This window comes from Paenibacillus sp. FSL W8-1187 (assembly GCF_037965485.1).
Classification (GTDB): domain Bacteria; phylum Bacillota; class Bacilli; order Paenibacillales; family Paenibacillaceae; genus Paenibacillus_O; species Paenibacillus_O pasadenensis.
This window is the reverse complement of the sequence record NZ_CP150181.1, coordinates 3,712,339-3,728,608: the sequence shown is the minus strand read 5'-3', so window position 1 is coordinate 3,728,608 and position 16,270 is coordinate 3,712,339. Positions and strand designations below refer to the sequence as shown.

Sequence of the window (16,270 nt, the reverse complement as noted above, 5' to 3'; positions counted from 1 at the left end):
AATAGAGGAGAGAGGCGACATGTCCGCGCATGATCGGGGCAAGCTCCATTTCTCGGCCAAGGAGAACTGGCTGAACGACCCCAACGGAATGGTTTATTTCGAAGGCGAGTATCATCTTTTCTTCCAGCACCATCCCCATGGCATGACGCATGGACCGATGTACTGGGGCCATGCGGTCAGCCGCGACCTGACGGAGTGGGAGGAGCTGGACATCGCGCTCTTCCCCGACGAGCACGGCATGATCTTCTCCGGCAGCGCGGTCGTCGACTGGAACGACACGACCGGCTTTTTCGGCGGCGAGCCGGGGCTGGTCGCGATCTTCACCCATCACCTCGAGCGCGAGGGACAGCCGGCGCTGCAGACGCAGAGCCTGGCCTACAGCAAGGACAGAGGCAGGACATGGACGAAATACGCCGGCAATCCGGTGCTGAAGCACGACGACTACATCGACTTCCGCGATCCGAAGGTTCTGTGGCATGAGCCGACGTCGCGCTGGGTGATGGCGGTCGCTTGCGGCGACACCGTCTGCTTCTATGCCTCGCCTGACCTGAAGGAGTGGACGTTCGGCAGCGAGTTCGGCGACGGCATCGGCTCCCATGACGGGGTCTGGGAATGCCCGGACCTGTTCGAGCTCGCGGTCGACGGCGATCCGGCCCGCTCCAGATGGGTGCTGCTCGTCAGCATCGGCGATGCTCCCGCTGTGGAGGAAGGCTCGCGCACGCAGTACTTCACCGGCTTCTTCGACGGCGCCTCCTTCGTCCCCGACGCGGCCTCGCAGGCTGTCCGCTGGCTGGACGGAGGGCGCGACAACTATGCGGGCGTAACCTGGTCGGACGTGCCGAAGGAGGACGGGCGGCGGCTGCTGATCGGCTGGATGAGCAATTGGAAATACGCCAACCTGACGCCGACGGAGGGCTTTCGCGGCGCGATGACGCTGCCGAGGGAGCTGGCGCTCGCCTCGACGCCGAGCGGCGACACGCTCGTGCAGCGTCCGGCGAGAGAGCTGGAGCGCGCGCTCGTCCCGCTGCTGGAGCTTGCGGATGCTCCGCTCGCGGCAGCCGCCGAGGCGCTGGCCGCTCTGAGGCTGGACATCTGCCTCATCCGGGCCGTGCTGCCGGCGCAGTCCTCCTTTGTCCTGGAGGTGCGCAAGGGCGCCGCGGAAACGACCGAAATCGGCTTCGACGCGAAGCTTGGACAGCTGTACGTCGATCGGACCCGCTCCGGCCGGAGCGGCTTCCACCCGCAGTTCGCCGGACGGCATGCGGTCGCGGCGGAACCGGCCGACGGCCGGATCGAGCTCGACATCTGGGTGGACCGTACATCGGTCGAGGTGTTCGCTTGCGGTGGACAGGCGGTGCTGACCGACCTGATCTATCCGTCTCCCGGCTCCGACGGCTTCTCGCTGAGCTCCGAGGACCCGGAGCTGCAGCTGCCGTCTCTGCGCGTGTTTGCGCTGGAGCTGCCTGGCCGGGGCTGAGGAGCGGCGGACGAAAAGCTCGTGAAACGAAAAAAGCGCCGCGGACGTCCGGGAACCGAGACGTTCGGCTGGAAAAAGGCTGCCGCTGAGGCGGCCTTTTTGCTGTTGGAATGGAGACGGCCGGAAAGAGCGGTTTGACAAAACCGCTCGCCCGCCTATAATAGTAATTATTACGTTTAGATCCGAAGGAGAATTAGACTCATGAGCAAGTCGTCGGCCTACCGCCTGCCGCGCTCCAAAGGAACCGATACGGCGACGGTGTACAGCCCGAAGGAATGCGCCCGCAGGACGAGGCGCATCGTCTACCAGGAGGACAACCGCCGCATCGTCGAGGAGTTCCTCCGCATTCTGAGCCTGAAGGACAAATTCGCGGAGCATGACGTTCCGATTCCGAACAAGCTGCTGCTGTACGGCCCGCCGGGCACGGGAAAGACGCTGACGGCCTTTGCGATCGCCGCCCGGCTCGAGGTGCCGCTGCTGCTCGTACGGCTCGATTCCATCATCCACAGCCATCTGGGCGAGACGGCGAGCAACATCCGGCGGCTGTTCGACTACGCCCGCTCCCAGCCCTGCGTGCTGTTCCTCGACGAGTTCGACGCCGTGGCGCGCACGCGGGAGAACAACGACGAGGTGAAGGAGATGACGCGCGTCGTCAATACGCTGCTGCAATGCCTCGACGAGTTCGAGGAGGGCAGCGTGTTCATGGCGGCGACGAATCTCGACGGCGATCTCGATGCCGCCATCTGGCGGCGCTTCGATACGAAGCTGAGCTACGCCCACCCCGACGAGCCGGCGCGGCTGCGGTTCGTCGGGCTGCTGATCGGCGACTTCCCGGCCGAGCCCGCCTTGACGGCAAAGGCATCCGATTGGCTGCGCGGCTGCAGCTTCGCCGACATCGAGCAGATCATGCTGAAGGCCAAGCGCAAGGCGATTCTGGCCGACGGGCCGCTCACGGCCGCGCTTGTGCGGGAGGCGGGCGAGGAGTACCAGCCGAGGCGGACGCCGGACCTGGAGGAGGCGCCGGGCGCAAGCGCTCTGGCGCTGTGAGGATTCCTGCTTGAAGATTCTCATTTAAAAGGAGAGAGGCAACATGGCCAAGAAGTCCAAAGTCGTCAAAGAACAGAAACGCAAGGCGCTCGTCGAGAAGTATGCGGAGCGGCGGCGCCAGCTCAAAGCGGAAGGAAATTACGAGGCGCTCGCCAAGCTGCCGCGCGACTCCTCGCCGACGAGGCTGCATAGCCGCTGCGAGATGACCGGCCGCCCGCATGCCTATTTGCGCAAGTTCAAGGTATCGCGGATCGCGTTCCGCGAGCTGGCTTACAAGGGCCAGATTCCCGGCGTCAAAAAAGCGAGCTGGTAGTCCCGTGGCGATCGATCCGTTCACGAGATTCCGGATCAGCCGCATCATGGAGGGCTACGCCGAGCTCAAGGTGCCGCGTCCGCTGCGCGACCAGGTGCGCCTGTCGAGCGAGTGGGACGAGGACTGCTTGACGCTGCTGGAATGGCGGCCCGCCATGCGCGGCAGCAAGCCGCAGTGGGAAGCGCGTCCGATCGCTCGCTTCCGGCATGACGGGCAGCTCTGGGAGGTCCAGCGGCTGGACCGGTCCGGCAAGGCGTGGAGCCGAGTGCCGCATATTTCGCCGGATGCCGACTTCGAGCGTCAGCTGGAGCAGGTGGAGCACGATCCGGACGGCCTGTTCTGGGCGTCGCTCGCCGACTAGCGCCTGCTGGCGCACGGCCCGGCTGCCATCCGCCGCAGGCAGGATCGAAAAGACTCTTTCTCATCGGCCTGGAAAAGGTATACTTGGAAGAGATCCTCAACCAGGACAATTGAAAAGGAGTGGACAACCCCATGTGGAAAGACTTCAAGGCGTTCGCCATGAAGGGCAACATCATGGAGCTGGCGATCGCCGTCATCATCGGAGCCGCCTTCGGCAAGATGGTCAGCTCGCTCGTCGCCGACATCGTCACGCCGCTGCTCGGCATCGTGCTCGGCGGCATCAACGTCTCGGGGCTAGAAGTCACCGTCGGAGATACGGTGCTGACGTACGGCCTGTTCCTGCAGTCGATCATCGACTTCTTCATCGTCTCGTTCTCGATCTTCCTGTTCATCCGCCTGCTCGGCAAGCTCAAGCGCAAGGAGAAGGTGGAGGAAGGACCGGCCGAGAAGGAGATCGTGCTGACCGGCGAGGAGAAGCTGCTCATCGAGATCCGCGACCTGCTCAAGGAGCAGGCGAACCGCCCTTAGGCGCACTTGCCCCAGTCCCAGCCTGATAGCTTGGCCCGAAAACCGCTCCTGCGCGCGAGGAGCGGTTTTTTGGCGCGTCGCGGCCCTGTCGCCCCGGCTCTGACCCGCCTCGGCCTTGCAGCGAGGCGCTTCCGTCCACGCGTGTCCGCCCCAACCCCATCCCCGCCCTTCCGTCTCCGACATGTCCGTACAAGCTTGCATGTGGTATACTGGTCGGTAGCTTGATGGACGGGGTGCAGGCATGGAAGACAGACAACCGAAATACCGCTTGCTGAAGCAGCAGATCGAAGGCTGGCTGCGAGCGGAAAAATACCGGGCGGACGAGCAGCTGCCGTCCGAGAACGAGCTGGCGGCCCAGTTCGGGCTGAGCCGCCAGACGGTGCGCCAGACGATCGGCGAGCTGGTCAGCGAAGGGCTGCTCTACCGCGTGCACGGCAAAGGCACGTTCGCGAGCCCGTCGGCTCGTCCGGGAGCGGGCGGCGGCACGGCCGTCGGCATGATTACGACGTACATCTCGGACTATATCTTCCCGCATATCGTACGGGGAGCGGAGGCCGAGCTGAGGAGCCGCGGCTGCGGGCTGCTACTGTCGAGCACGGACAACAGCAAGCAGGCGGAGCGCCAAGGGCTCGAGCGGATGCTCGCCCATCCGGTCAAGGGGCTGATCGTCGAGCCGACCCGCAGCGCCCAGGGCAACACGAACCTGGATCTGTACGTGCGGCTCCAGCTCGACGGCATCCCGCTCGTCATGATCAACGAGCGCTACCCGGATCTGGACTGCCCCTGCGTCAAGGTGGACGACGAGGCCGGCGGCTACGCCGCCGCCGCCCATCTGCTCCGGCTCGGCCACACGCGTCTGGCCGGCCTGTTCAAGACCGACGACATGCAAGGAACGCGGCGCCTGCAGGGCATGCTGCGCGCCTGCCGCGAGCATGGCCTGACGCCGGAGCCGGACCGGCTCGTGCTCTATGCCTCTGAGGACAAGGCGAGCAAGCCTGCGGCCGCCGCGAAGCGGCTGCTGGAGCTGCCGCAGGGCGAGCGCCCGACGGCGCTCGTCTGCTACAACGACGAGCTCGCCGTGCAGCTCGTCGACCTTGCGAGCGGCCTCGGCCTGTCCGTTCCGGACGAGCTGTCGGTCGTCGGCTTCGACGACTCGCAGCTCGCGCTCGCCGGCTCGGTCAAGCTGACGACGCTGTCGCATCCGAAGTCCGAGCTCGGGGCGCGAGCCGCGCGGCTGCTGCTCGACCTGGCCGACGGCCAGCCGGCTCCGCCCCAGGAGCAGCTCATTTATGCCCCGGAGCTGATCGAGCGCGGCTCGACGGCTCCGTGGAACGGCTAATCCATTGCTTTTTGCTGCGCGGCTCGATTTATTTTTTTATTCGCATCGTTTTGCAGAGGCGTGAACCAAAAAATAAATCGAGTTGCAGCATCAATAATACGAAAAACAATATACTTTCGATTATTCCCATAAATTTCATCCCCATTTTCGCCTCATTTATCCCCTCGTCCTTGCTTGACAAAGGAAAGTAAATTGAATATCCTTGACGATAATGATTCTCAATCGCATAGACAAGAAAAGGGGATATTCATGTTCAACTTGACTAAACGGCTCGGCGGCGTTTCGCTCGCCACGGCAATCGTCATCGGTCTGATGGGCTGCTCGGGAGCCAACAATAACGGAGCGGACAGCTCCAATTCGACCAATGCCAATCCAAGTCCGTCGCCTGCCGCGACGGAATCGTTCAACGCCAGCATCGACACCAAATTCGGCCAGGTGACGATCACCGAAGAGCCGAAGCGCGTCGTCGCGCTCGGCTGGGGCGATGCGGAGACGGCGCTCAGCCTTGGCGTGCAGCCGGTCGGCGCAAGCGATTGGCTCGCCTTCGGCGGAGACGGAGTCGGCCCATGGCTGGAGGGAGCCTATGCGGAAGCTCCGACGATCCTCGGCACGATGGAGCTTGACTACGAGAAGATCGCCGCGCTCGAGCCCGATCTGATTCTGGACGTGAAGTCCTCCGGCGACGAAGAGCGCTACAAGCGCCTGTCCGAGATCGCGACGACGGTCGGCGTTCCGGCAGACGGAGACAACTATTTGACGTCCGCGAGCGAGCAGGTCGACATGATCGCCAAAGCGCTGGGCAAGGAAGAAGAAGGCGCGGCGCTGCTCAAGCAAGTCGACGACGCCTTTGCAAAAGCGGCTGCGGCCTATCCGGAATTCGCCGGCAAGTCCATTGTCGTCGGAGCTTATTCCTCCGACGGGTTCGGCGCTTACGTCAAGGGCGATGCTCGGGTCGACTTCATGGAACGGCTCGGATTCAAGAACAAGGCCGAGGTCGAGCAAAAGGCCGACGGAAACTTCTATGTGAAGGTTTCGGACGAGCAGCTCGACCTGCTGGATGCGGACGTGACGGTCGTCATGCCGATCTGGGTCGATCCAAAGGAAATTACGGACAACAAGCTGTTCCAGAAAATTCCTTCCGTCGTAGACGGCCGAGCCATCATTCTGGATGAGAACACATCCAATGCCTTCTCTACCGGCACGATTCCGTCCCTGCTGTGGACGATCGAGAATTTGCCGAAGCAGATTCAAGCCATCGCTAAAACCGGAGCGTGAGAACGTTGGCCAAGCAGCCCAAGCATGATCAGGCTCGAACTCGACCTGTCGGGTCCTTGCGATCCAAAAGGATAACGGGGTTCATCATCGCGCTCCTCCTGCTTGCGGCTGCCGTGTGCCTTAGCTTGATGATCGGAGCGAAGCGGCTTTCCATCGAGACGGTTTTCCAGGCGCTGCTTTCCAGCAGCGACACGTATGAGCATCGGGTCATTCTGGACTCCCGGCTGCCGCGCACGCTGCTCGCGCTCGCGGTCGGTCCTGCGTTTGGACTCGCGGGAGCGCTCATCCAGGCTTTGACCCGAAATCCATTGGCTGACCCCGGCATTCTTGGCGTGAGTGCAGGGGCAGCCTTTGCTGTTGCTGTGGGGGTCGGCGTCTTTTCGATCGGCACGGTGACGGGATATGTGGGCTTCGCGCTTGCCGGCGCGTTCGCGGCGACGGTCCTCGTGTATTTCATCGGCGGAGGCGCGGGCAAAAGCTCTCCGACGCCCGTCCAGCTGACGCTGGCGGGGGTCGCGATCGGAGCGGTCTTGAGCGGATTTACGACCTCCATGACGCTTTTGAACAGCAAGGAGTTCGAGCGCATGCTGAACTGGACCGTCGGTTCGCTCGCCCGGGCGAGCCTGGCCGACATCTGGCCCGTGCTGCCGATCCTGCTGGTCGGCGCCGGGCTGGCGTTGGCCCTCGCTCCCGCCTTGAACGCGATTGCCTTCGGCGAAGACCGGGCAGCCTCGCTGGGCGTCAACGTCATCCTGATCCGCGGCATCGGCCTGGTCGCCGTCACGCTGCTTGCCGGCGGAGCGACGGCGATCGCCGGCCCGATCGGCTTTCTCGGCCTCATGGTCCCCCATTGCATCCGCTGGTTCGTCGGACCGAGCCAGCCCTGGATATTCATCTACTCGCTCGCCGTCGCTCCGCTGCTGCTATTGATCGCCGACATGATCGGAAGAATCGTGCTTCTGCCGAGCGAGGTGCCCGTAGGCATCATCATGGGCTTCATCGGCGCGCCGATCCTGATCCTCCTTGTCCGTCGCCGCGCCGCCAGCAAGCTGTCTTGAATGGAACGAAGTTTGGAAGCAAACGCTATTTTCTAAAAGGTGGAGGAGTGGCTGCAATGACTCCCGTTCCGTTCGGCAGGCGGTACATACGAATCAAAAAGGGGATCCAGCTTCGGATCGATGCGAGGAGCCTGGCCGTGACGGCCGTGCTCGTCTCCATGACCTTGGCGCTGGCGGTCGCCGGACTGATGATGGGCTCCTTGCGGCTCAGCGTGGCGGAAGTTTGGGCCGCGTTGAACGGGGAAGGAACCAAAATGGCACGGACGATCGTCGTCGAGTGGAGGCTGCCGCGCGTGCTGGCGGCGATCGTCTTCGGCGCCGGGCTGGCCGTCAGCGGCGCTATTTTCCAGTCGTTGACGCGGAACCCGCTCGGATCGCCGGACATCATCGGGTTTACTTCCGGCTCGTATACGGGTGCTCTTGTCGCCATGCTCATCGTCGGCTCCACGTCGTTTGCAGGAATCGCGGCGGGCGCGCTGATCGGCGGCCTGGCGACGGCCGTCCTCATTTATTCCTTGGCATTCCGCAAAGGGACGCAGGGCTTCCGGCTGATCATCGTCGGCGTCGCCATCTCCACGATTCTGAGCAGCTTGAATTCAATGCTGCTGCTGCGCAGCAAGGCAGAGGTCGCGCTCACGGCCGCGGCCTGGGGCGCAGGCTCGCTTAACGGCATCAGCTGGGCCCAGTCCGCTGGAAGCCTGATCGTCGTCGCCGCGCTGCTGCTGGCGGCTATGGCCATGATCCGTCCGCTGCAGGCGATGGAGCTTGGCGAGGACGCGGCCAAAGCCCGCGGCGTCCGCGTGGAGCGCTCGCGCCTCGTCCTCATCCTGCTGGCTGTCGTCCTGACCGCCGCTCCGACGGCTGTCATGGGGCCGGTCAGCTTCATCGCCCTTGCGGCGCCTCAAATCGCGCTGCGTCTGACTAAATCGCTGCATAGCTTCGCTCCGGCGGCGGCGATGGGGGCGTTCATCCTGCTGAGCGCGGATCTGGCCGCGCAGCGGCTTGTGCCGGGCGTCCTGCTTCCGGTCGGAGTCGTCACGCTGACGATAGGCGGCTTATACCTCGTAGGCATATTGTTCAGGCAAGCGCGGTCGGCCTTGTAGCCGACCCATCGGCCTGGAAAGGAACGGAACCCTGACATGACAAGATCCGTGGATGGCAGCCGGCAAGCGAGCAGCTCCGAGCCGGCGTCGAGGCTTTGGACGGAAGACATTACGATCCGCTATGACGACCGCATCATCTCGCAGAACCTTTCCGTGACCATACCGGACGGCTCCTATACGGTCATCGTCGGACCGAACGCATGCGGAAAATCGACGCTGCTGCGGACGCTGGCCAAGCTCATCAAGCCTGCCGCCGGGCAGGTCCTGCTGGACGGCAAAGACATCTCCGCCTACAAGTCCAAGCAAGCGGCGCGCAAGCTCGGCCTGCTGCCGCAATCGTCGACCGCGCCGGACGGCATCACGGTGGCCAATCTGGTCGCGCACGGACGCTACCCGCATCAAAGCTTCATCCGGCAATGGACCGACGAGGACGAAGAAGCGGTCGTCGACGCGATGCGGCTGACCGATACGAGCGAGCTTGCGCAGCGCTTCGTCGACGAGCTCTCCGGCGGCCAGCGCCAGCGCGTCTGGGTCGCCATGGCGATCGCGCAGCAGACGCCGCTGCTGCTGCTCGACGAGCCGACGACCTATTTGGACATCGCCCATCAAATCGACCTGCTCGAGCTGTTCAAGGACCTGAACGAGCAAGGCCGCACGATCGTCGCCGTCCTGCATGACCTGAACCATGCGGCGCGATATGCGACTCACCTCATCGCGATGAAGGATGGCCAAGTCGTCGCGCAAGGGAATCCGAGCGAGATCATGACGGAGAGGCTGGTCGAAGACGTCTTTGGCCTGGAGTGCAGAATCATCGACGATCCGGTATCGCATACGCCGCTTGTCGTCCCGCTCGGCAGGTGACGTCCGAGCAGCGCCCGCCGCAGCGGCCGCGCCATGAGCCGCATCCAACTGCGAGACAGCCTCTTCTTTTGCGAGAAGGGGCTGTTTTTTTCTTTGCCGGAAGTTGACGCATGAACGCGGCATCGTACAAGATGGATGGAGCGCTCGGATTCCAGTTCTGGAATCGATTTCGCAGCGGATGCGCATGATGAAGGGGGAGCCGGACATGACGGAGGCTTATTTGTTCGTTCATTTCAAGGAAAAGGAAACGCCGGACGGAGAACAGGTGTACTTCGGCCTCAGCAAGGACGGGTTCCGCTGGGAGCAGGTGAACGGCGGCAGGCCGGTGCTCGAAAGCGTGCTCGGAGAAAAGGGCGTCCGCGACCATACGATCGTCCGTACCCGCGAAGGCGGCTTCTGCATCCTGGCGACGGATCTCAGCCTCGCGAACAGCTTCCACGGCAAGTACAAGGGCGACTGGGGCAACATCGGCATCGACGGAAGCAAATGCCTCTCCCTGTGGAAGTCGAGCGACCTGATCCACTGGTCCGAGCAGCGACTGATTCCGCTTGGCGACGACTCGTTCGGCTGCCTGTGGGCGCCGGACATCGTCCATGACGAGCGGAGCGGCGACTATATCGTCCACTGGTCGTCCTCGCACGCGTCCAACGGTTACGGGCCGAAAGCGATCTACTATTCCCGCACGCGCGACTTCGAGCAGTTCAGCCAGCCCGAATTGCTGTGCCGCAAGGAAGACAGCGGCATCATCGACTCGGCGATCTACGTGGAGGACGGGAGCTTTTATCGGTTCTTGAAAAGCGAGGCCAATCCGGCCGCGATCGTGCTGGAGAAGGGAACAGCGGTCGCCGGAGACGATTATGTCCGCGTCGAAGCCTTCGACGCAGAGATGGCCAAGCTCGAGCAGGGCGTCTACGAGGCTCCGACCGCTTTCCGCCTGCCGGATGGCAGATGGTGCCTGATGCTGGATTTCTACGGCGTGCAGGGCGAAGGACAAGGCTATGTGCCGTTTGTCGCCGAATCGCTCGCAAGCGGAAGGTTCATCCGTTCCGACGAGCTGTTCAGCTTTCCGTACGGATTCAAGCACGGCACGGTGCTTCCGATCTCGACCGAGGAATACGATCGGATCAAAGCCCGCTTCGGCGGCTGAATGTCGTGGCGACGGGGGGGCGCTCCGCATCGCGCTGCAGCAGCCCTCCTGTACGATTTGGCATTTTTGCATATTGTTGAGAATTGTTCACTGCCCCTAACGGCCGTTTGTCCATACAAATGGCCTTTTTTCACTTTCGCGCCTCGGAAGGGACTGGTATATCTATAGAAGGAAGCGCTTCCAAATTGACGTGAAGAAAGAGGGAGAATGATGAAAAGCTGGCTCAAGCTCATTTTGCTGCTCGCCTTGATCGCCCCATGCCTGACGCTGCAGTCGCCGAAAGAAGCGAGCGCCGCGGTCCAGACGATCGCGAACGGCACGCCGTGGAAGGATGTGAACAATGCCTCGTTCCAAGCCCATGCCGGCTCCATCCTGCAGGTCGGCTCGACCTACTACTGGTATGGAGAGGACAAGATCCACAACAGCGCGAACTTCAAGGCCGTCACGGTGTACTCCTCCACGAACCTGAAAAACTGGACATGGCGCAGCTACGCCCTGACGACGGCATCCAGCCCGGAGCTGGCGTCCGCCAAGATCGAGCGTCCCAAAGTCATCTATAACGAGGCGACGAATAAGTACGTGCTGTGGGCCCACTACGAGGACGGCAACGGCTACACGCTGGCTCGCGTCGCGGTCGCTTCCTCCTCTTCCCCGATAGGACCGTTCACCTACCATGGCAGCTTCCGGCCCAACAGCAAGGAATCGCGCGACATGACGATTTTCAAGGACACGGATGGACAAGCCTATCTGTTCTCCTCCTCCGACAACAACTACAACCTGCGCCTGTACAAGCTGACGCCGGATTATCTGGGCATCGCGCAAGAGATGAACATGATCTATGAAGGCGATCATCGCGAGGCTCCGGCCATCGTCAAAAAAGGCTCGCTCTACTACCTCATCACGTCGGGCGCGACGGGCTGGTACCCGAACCAGGCGATGTACTCCACCGCGACGAGCCTGAACGGGCCTTGGTCGGCCTTGCAGCCGATCGGCGATCCGTCCACGTTCTACACCCAGCCGGCCTTCATCTTCACGATCCAGGGCTCCAGCGGCTCCAACGCGATCTATGTCGGCGACCGCTGGAATCCGAGCGCGCTTGGCGATTCCAGATACGTCTGGCTGCCGCTCGTGCTGAACGGGACGAGCGCCTCGCTGACGTACTCGGATCAGATCCAGGTGGACGCGGACACGGGCTTCGTCGCCGGAGTCAACAACGGGACGCTGCTCTCTCAAGGCAAGCCGGCGACCGCGCAGACCGCGCAGGCCGCCTATCCGGCGAGCCGCGCCAATGACGGCAATTACCAGACGGGCTGGGTGGCGACGGGAGTGACGTGGCCGCACTGGTGGCAAGTCGATCTCGGCGCGGTCAAAAGCATCAAGAACGTGCAGATTTCATGGTACATGTACAAAGGCTCCGAAGCGTTCTACAAGTACAAGATCGAGACGAGCAGCGACAACGTCAACTGGACCGTCGCTCTGGACCGGACGGGGAATACGACGTACGGCTTCACTTCGGACTCGCTGACGGCGACAGCCCGCTACGTCCGCATCAACATGGTCGACGCCGTTTTGTGGAACAATCCCGGCAACTGGTATACGCCGCAGCTGTGGGAGGTCAAGGTTTTCGGCACTTAACCGTTACCCGTAACCGTAGGCCAATATCGAAGCGTCGGCCGGGAGCCTCGCGCTCGGAACGAGGCTCCCGGCGACAAGAAAGGACGGCGAAAGCCGTCCTTTCTTGTACATACCACTATGCAGCAATAAAAAAGATCTTCCCAACATGTACATACAAGTTTATACTAAGGGCATATTCATGCGAAGGGAGCATGCAGGCATGCTGGAGCAGCTGAAGCAAGAGGTGCTGGAAGCAAACCTCGACTTGCCGCGCCACGGGCTGGTCACGTTTACATGGGGCAACGTAAGCGGCATCGACCGGGAGACCGGACTTGTCGTCATCAAGCCGAGCGGAATCGCCTACAGCGACATGCTGGCCGAGGACATGGTCGTCGTCGACCGCAAGGGGGCCGTCGTGGAGGGCAAGTGGAAGCCGTCCTCGGATACGGCGACCCATCTGGTATTGTACGAGGCGTTTCCCGGCATCGGCGGCATCGTCCATACGCATTCGCCGTGGGCGACCTCGTGGGCGCAGGCTGGACGTCCGATTCCGGCGCTCGGCACGACGCACGCGGATTATTTCTACGGAGAGATCCCGTGCACGCGTCCGATGCTCGATGAGGAGATCGCAGGCGCTTATGAGGAGGAGACGGGCCGCGTGATCGTGGAGACGTTCGCACGGCGCGAGCCGGACGACATCCCGGGCGTGCTCGTCCACGCCCACGCGCCGTTCGTGTGGGGCAAGACGCCGGCCAAGGCGGTGCACAACGCGGTCGTGCTGGAGGAGGTCGCCAAGATGGCGTACCATACGTTCCAGCTCCGCCCCGAGGCGCAGCCGATGGCGGCCAGCCTGCTCGACCGGCATTACCTGCGCAAGCACGGCGCGGGCGCTTATTACGGACAGACCACGACCTAGGAGGAGATCAGGATGGCCAAGTATGCAATCGGCGTCGATTACGGCACGCAGTCCGGACGCGCCGTGCTAGTGAATCTGGCGAACGGGGCGGAGATCGCGGATCATGTGACGCCCTATCCGCATCATGTGATCGACCGCAAGCTGCCCGGAACGGGCCAGCTGCTGGAGGACGACTGGGCGCTGCAGCATCCCGGCGACTACATCGCCGTGCTCGAGCGCTCGATCCCGGAGGTGCTGCGGCAGTCCGGCATCGATCCGGCCGAGGTGATCGGCATCGGCATCGACTTCACGGCCTGCACGATGCTGCCGGTCGACGAGAGCGGCACGCCGCTCTGCCTGCTGCCGGCGCATAGCGCGGACCCGCACAGCTGGGTCAAGCTGTGGAAGCATCACGCCGCGCAGGACGAGGCGAACCGGCTCAACGAGATCGCGGCCGAGCGCGGAGAGCGCTGGCTGGCCCGCTACGGCGGCAAGATCTCCTCGGAATGGATGTTCGCCAAGATCTGGCAGATCCTCGACGAGGCTCCGCATATTTACGAAGAGACGGACCTGTTCCTGGAGGCGACCGACTGGGTCATCTCGCAGCTGACGGGCGTGACGCTGCGCAACAGCTGCACGGCGGGCTACAAGTCGATCTGGCACAAGCAGGACGGCTATCCGAGCGGGGATTTCCTGAAAGCGCTTGATCCGAGGCTGGAGCGGCTGGCGGAAACGAAGCTGCGCGGCGACATCGTGCCGCTCGGCACGCGCGCCGGCGGCCTCACGCCGGAGATGGCGGAGCGCACCGGCCTGCGGGCGGGCATCGCGGTCGCGGTCGGCAACGTCGACGCCCATGCGGCCGTGCCGGCGGTCGGCGTCGTGACGCCGGGCAAGCTCGTCATGGCGATGGGCACGTCGATCTGCCACATGCTGCTCGGCACGGAGGAGCGCGAGGTGGAGGGCATGTGCGGCGTCGTCGAGGACGGCATCATCCCGGGCTACTACGGGTATGAGGCCGGCCAGTCGGCGGTCGGCGACATTTTCGAGTGGTATGTGACCGAGGGCGTGCCGGCCTATGTGCGCGAGGCGGCGGAAAACGCGGGCGTCGGCGTGCACGAGTGGCTCGAGGCGGAGGCGTCCAGGTCCCGTCCGGGCGAATCCGGCCTGCTCGCGCTCGACTGGTGGAACGGCAACCGATCCGTGCTCGTCGACACCGACCTGACCGGCGTGCTGCTCGGCTATTCGCTGCAGACGCGCCCCGAGGAGATCTACCGCGCGCTGCTCGAGGCGACGGCCTACGGCACGCGCAAGATCGTCGACGCCTTCCACGGCAGCGGCGTGCCGGTCGACGTGCTGTACGCCTGCGGCGGCCTGCCGCAGAAAAACCGCCTGCTCATGCAGATCTACGCCGACGTGACCGGGCGCGAGATCCGCATCGCCGACTCGCGGCAGACGCCGGCGCTCGGCGCGGCGATGTTCGCCGCGGTCGCGGCCGGCGAGGAGGCGGGCGGCTACGCGACGATCGTCGAAGCCGCCGCCGCGATGGCGCGGGTCAAGGAAGAGAGCTATCATCCGATTCCGGAAAATCAAGCCGTCTACGAGCGCCTGTACGAGGAGTACAGCAAGCTGCACGACTATTTCGGCCGCGGCGCGAACCCGGTCATGAAGACGCTCAAGTCGATCCGCGAGACCGCAAAATCGGCGGCTCATGCGGAAGCATCCCCAACCACCAACTGAAAGCGAGGCTGACATTATGCTCACTGTACCCGCCTATCAATTTTGGTTCCTGACCGGCAGCCAGCATCTTTACGGTCCCGAGACGCTGCAGGAGGTAGCCGCGAACGCCGCTGCGATCGTCCGCCATATGAACGAAGAAGGAGGACTGCCGTACGAGGTGTCGCTGCGCCCGGTCGTCAAGACGCCGGACGAGATCCGCCAGGCACTCGTCAGCGCAAGCGCGGACCCGCTCTGCGCGGGCGTCATCACCTGGATGCATACGTTCTCTCCGAGCAAGATGTGGATCGGCGGCCTGAGCGCGCTGACCAAGCCGCTGCTGCATCTGGCGACGCAGTTCAGCCGCGACATCCCGTGGGATGAGATCGACATGGACTATATGAATACGAACCAGTCGGCGCACGGCGACCGCGAGCACGGCTTCATCACCGCCCGCATGAACGTGCCCCGCAAGGTCGTGTTCGGCCACTGGCAGGACGCGTCGGTGCTGAGCCAGCTCGGCGGCTGGCAGCGCACGGCGGCGGCGCTGGCCGAGAGCCGCTCGCTCAAGGTCGTCCGCTTCGGCGACAACATGCGCCAGGTCGCGGTCACCGAGGGCGACAAGGTCGAGGCGGAGATCAAGTTCGGCTGGTCGGTCAACACGTACGGCGTCGGCGATCTGGCGCAGCGCGTAGAGGCCGTGACGGCGGAGCAGGTCGAGGAGCTGATGGCTCTCTACGCGGAGCGCTATGAAATCGTCGCTCCGGGGCCGGAGCAGCGCGAGGCGATCGCCTACCAGGCGCGGCTGGAGCTGGCGATCCGCTCCTTCCTCGAGGAAGGCGGCTTCACGGCGTTCACGACGACGTTCGAGGATCTGCACGGCCTGCGCCAGCTGCCGGGCCTCGCGGTGCAGCGGCTCATGGAGGACGGCTACGGCTTCGCGGGCGAAGGCGACTGGAAGACGGCCGCGCTCGTGCGCCTCATGAAGGTGATGGCGGGCAACGAGGGCACTTCGTTCATGGAAGATTACACCTACCATCTCGAGCCGGGCAACGAGCTGGTGCTCGGCGCGCATATGCTGGAGATCTGCCCGACGATCGCGGCCGACAAGCCGCGTCTGGAGGTGCATCCGCTCGGCATCGGCGGCAAGGAGGACCCGGCGCGCATGGTGTTCAACGGCCGCGCCGGCGAAGCGCTCAACGCGACGATCGTCGATCTCGGCGGACGGTTCCGTCTCGTCGTGAACGAGGTCGAGGCGGTCGAGGTCAGCAAGCCGCTGCCGAAGCTGCCGGTCGCGCGCGCGCTGTGGAAGGTGCTGCCGACGCTCAAGGACGGGGTCGAGGGCTGGATCGCAGCCGGCGGCGCGCATCATACCGGCTTCTCGTACGTCGTGAAGACGGAGCAGCTGCTCGACTTTGCGGAGATGGCGGGCATCGAGGCGGTCGTCATCGGCCGCGGCACCGATCCGGGGCGCCTGCGCCAGGAGCTGCGCTGGAGCGACCTGGCCTGGCGGCTCGGCCGCTAGGCGGCGGGTGCGGTC

The 16,270-nt window shown here is 63.8% G+C and carries 15 protein-coding genes; all 15 read left to right on the top strand.

Annotated features, from left to right (window positions below):
- Positions 1 to 19: 19 nt before the first annotated feature.
- The 15 genes from NYE40_RS16165 to araA all read left to right on the top strand — a co-directional run bounded on the left by NYE40_RS16165 (position 20) and on the right by araA (position 16,255).
- The gene (locus NYE40_RS16165) at positions 20 to 1,477 is read left to right on the top strand and encodes a glycoside hydrolase family 32 protein (protein WP_028597226.1); all 1,458 of its coding nucleotides are present in this window, start codon (positions 20 to 22) and stop codon (positions 1,475 to 1,477) included.
- 201 nt (positions 1,478 to 1,678) lie between these two features.
- Complete coding sequence (locus tag NYE40_RS16160) at positions 1,679 to 2,524, top strand: ATP-binding protein (protein WP_028597225.1); 846 nt, start codon at positions 1,679 to 1,681, stop codon at positions 2,522 to 2,524.
- Positions 2,525 to 2,567: 43 nt separating this feature from the next.
- Positions 2,568 to 2,837 (top strand): 30S ribosomal protein S14, encoded by a 270-nt coding sequence (gene rpsN, locus NYE40_RS16155; RefSeq protein ID WP_028597224.1) that lies wholly within the window; start codon positions 2,568 to 2,570, stop codon positions 2,835 to 2,837.
- 4 nt (positions 2,838 to 2,841) lie between these two features.
- Positions 2,842 to 3,198, top strand: coding sequence for a DUF3024 domain-containing protein (locus NYE40_RS16150; RefSeq protein ID WP_052332885.1), 357 nt, complete (start codon positions 2,842 to 2,844; stop codon positions 3,196 to 3,198).
- A 131-nt stretch (positions 3,199 to 3,329) separates the two neighbouring features.
- Entirely contained in the window at positions 3,330 to 3,725 is a 396-nt protein-coding gene (mscL, locus tag NYE40_RS16145; protein WP_028597222.1) for a large conductance mechanosensitive channel protein MscL, read from the top strand.
- Positions 3,726 to 3,966: 241 nt separating this feature from the next.
- Positions 3,967 to 5,064, top strand: a complete 1,098-nt coding sequence (locus NYE40_RS16140) for a GntR family transcriptional regulator (RefSeq protein ID WP_028597221.1) — start codon at positions 3,967 to 3,969, stop codon at positions 5,062 to 5,064.
- Between the two features lie 249 nt (positions 5,065 to 5,313).
- The gene (locus tag NYE40_RS16135) at positions 5,314 to 6,339 is read left to right on the top strand and encodes an iron-siderophore ABC transporter substrate-binding protein (protein ID WP_043110756.1); all 1,026 of its coding nucleotides are present in this window, start codon (positions 5,314 to 5,316) and stop codon (positions 6,337 to 6,339) included.
- On the top strand, positions 6,336 to 7,397 hold the full coding sequence (locus NYE40_RS16130; RefSeq protein WP_043110755.1) for an iron chelate uptake ABC transporter family permease subunit: 1,062 nt from the start codon (positions 6,336 to 6,338) through the stop codon (positions 7,395 to 7,397). The genes NYE40_RS16135 and NYE40_RS16130 overlap by 4 nt, the downstream gene beginning before the upstream one ends.
- Before the next feature lie 56 nt (positions 7,398 to 7,453).
- A complete protein-coding gene (locus NYE40_RS16125; protein WP_043110754.1) occupies positions 7,454 to 8,500 on the top strand; it encodes an iron chelate uptake ABC transporter family permease subunit in 1,047 nt (348 codons plus the stop codon).
- 36 nt (positions 8,501 to 8,536) lie between these two features.
- Complete coding sequence (locus NYE40_RS16120) at positions 8,537 to 9,361, top strand: ABC transporter ATP-binding protein (protein WP_043110753.1); 825 nt, start codon at positions 8,537 to 8,539, stop codon at positions 9,359 to 9,361.
- Positions 9,362 to 9,566: 205 nt separating this feature from the next.
- Entirely contained in the window at positions 9,567 to 10,508 is a 942-nt protein-coding gene (locus tag NYE40_RS16115) for a glycoside hydrolase family 43 protein (protein ID WP_043110752.1), read from the top strand.
- A 207-nt stretch (positions 10,509 to 10,715) separates the two neighbouring features.
- Positions 10,716 to 12,143 carry a family 43 glycosylhydrolase gene (locus NYE40_RS16110; RefSeq protein ID WP_028597215.1) on the top strand — a complete coding sequence of 476 codons (1,428 nt, stop codon included), beginning with the start codon at positions 10,716 to 10,718 and terminating at the stop codon, positions 12,141 to 12,143.
- A 199-nt stretch (positions 12,144 to 12,342) separates the two neighbouring features.
- Positions 12,343 to 13,038, top strand: a complete 696-nt coding sequence (araD, locus tag NYE40_RS16105; RefSeq protein WP_028597214.1) for an L-ribulose-5-phosphate 4-epimerase — start codon at positions 12,343 to 12,345, stop codon at positions 13,036 to 13,038.
- Positions 13,039 to 13,050: 12 nt separating this feature from the next.
- Positions 13,051 to 14,754 carry a ribulokinase gene (locus NYE40_RS16100; protein ID WP_028597213.1) on the top strand — a complete coding sequence of 568 codons (1,704 nt, stop codon included), beginning with the start codon at positions 13,051 to 13,053 and terminating at the stop codon, positions 14,752 to 14,754.
- Between the two features lie 16 nt (positions 14,755 to 14,770).
- Positions 14,771 to 16,255 carry an L-arabinose isomerase gene (gene araA, locus NYE40_RS16095; RefSeq protein ID WP_028597212.1) on the top strand — a complete coding sequence of 495 codons (1,485 nt, stop codon included), beginning with the start codon at positions 14,771 to 14,773 and terminating at the stop codon, positions 16,253 to 16,255.
- The last annotated feature ends 15 nt before the right edge of the window (positions 16,256 to 16,270 follow it).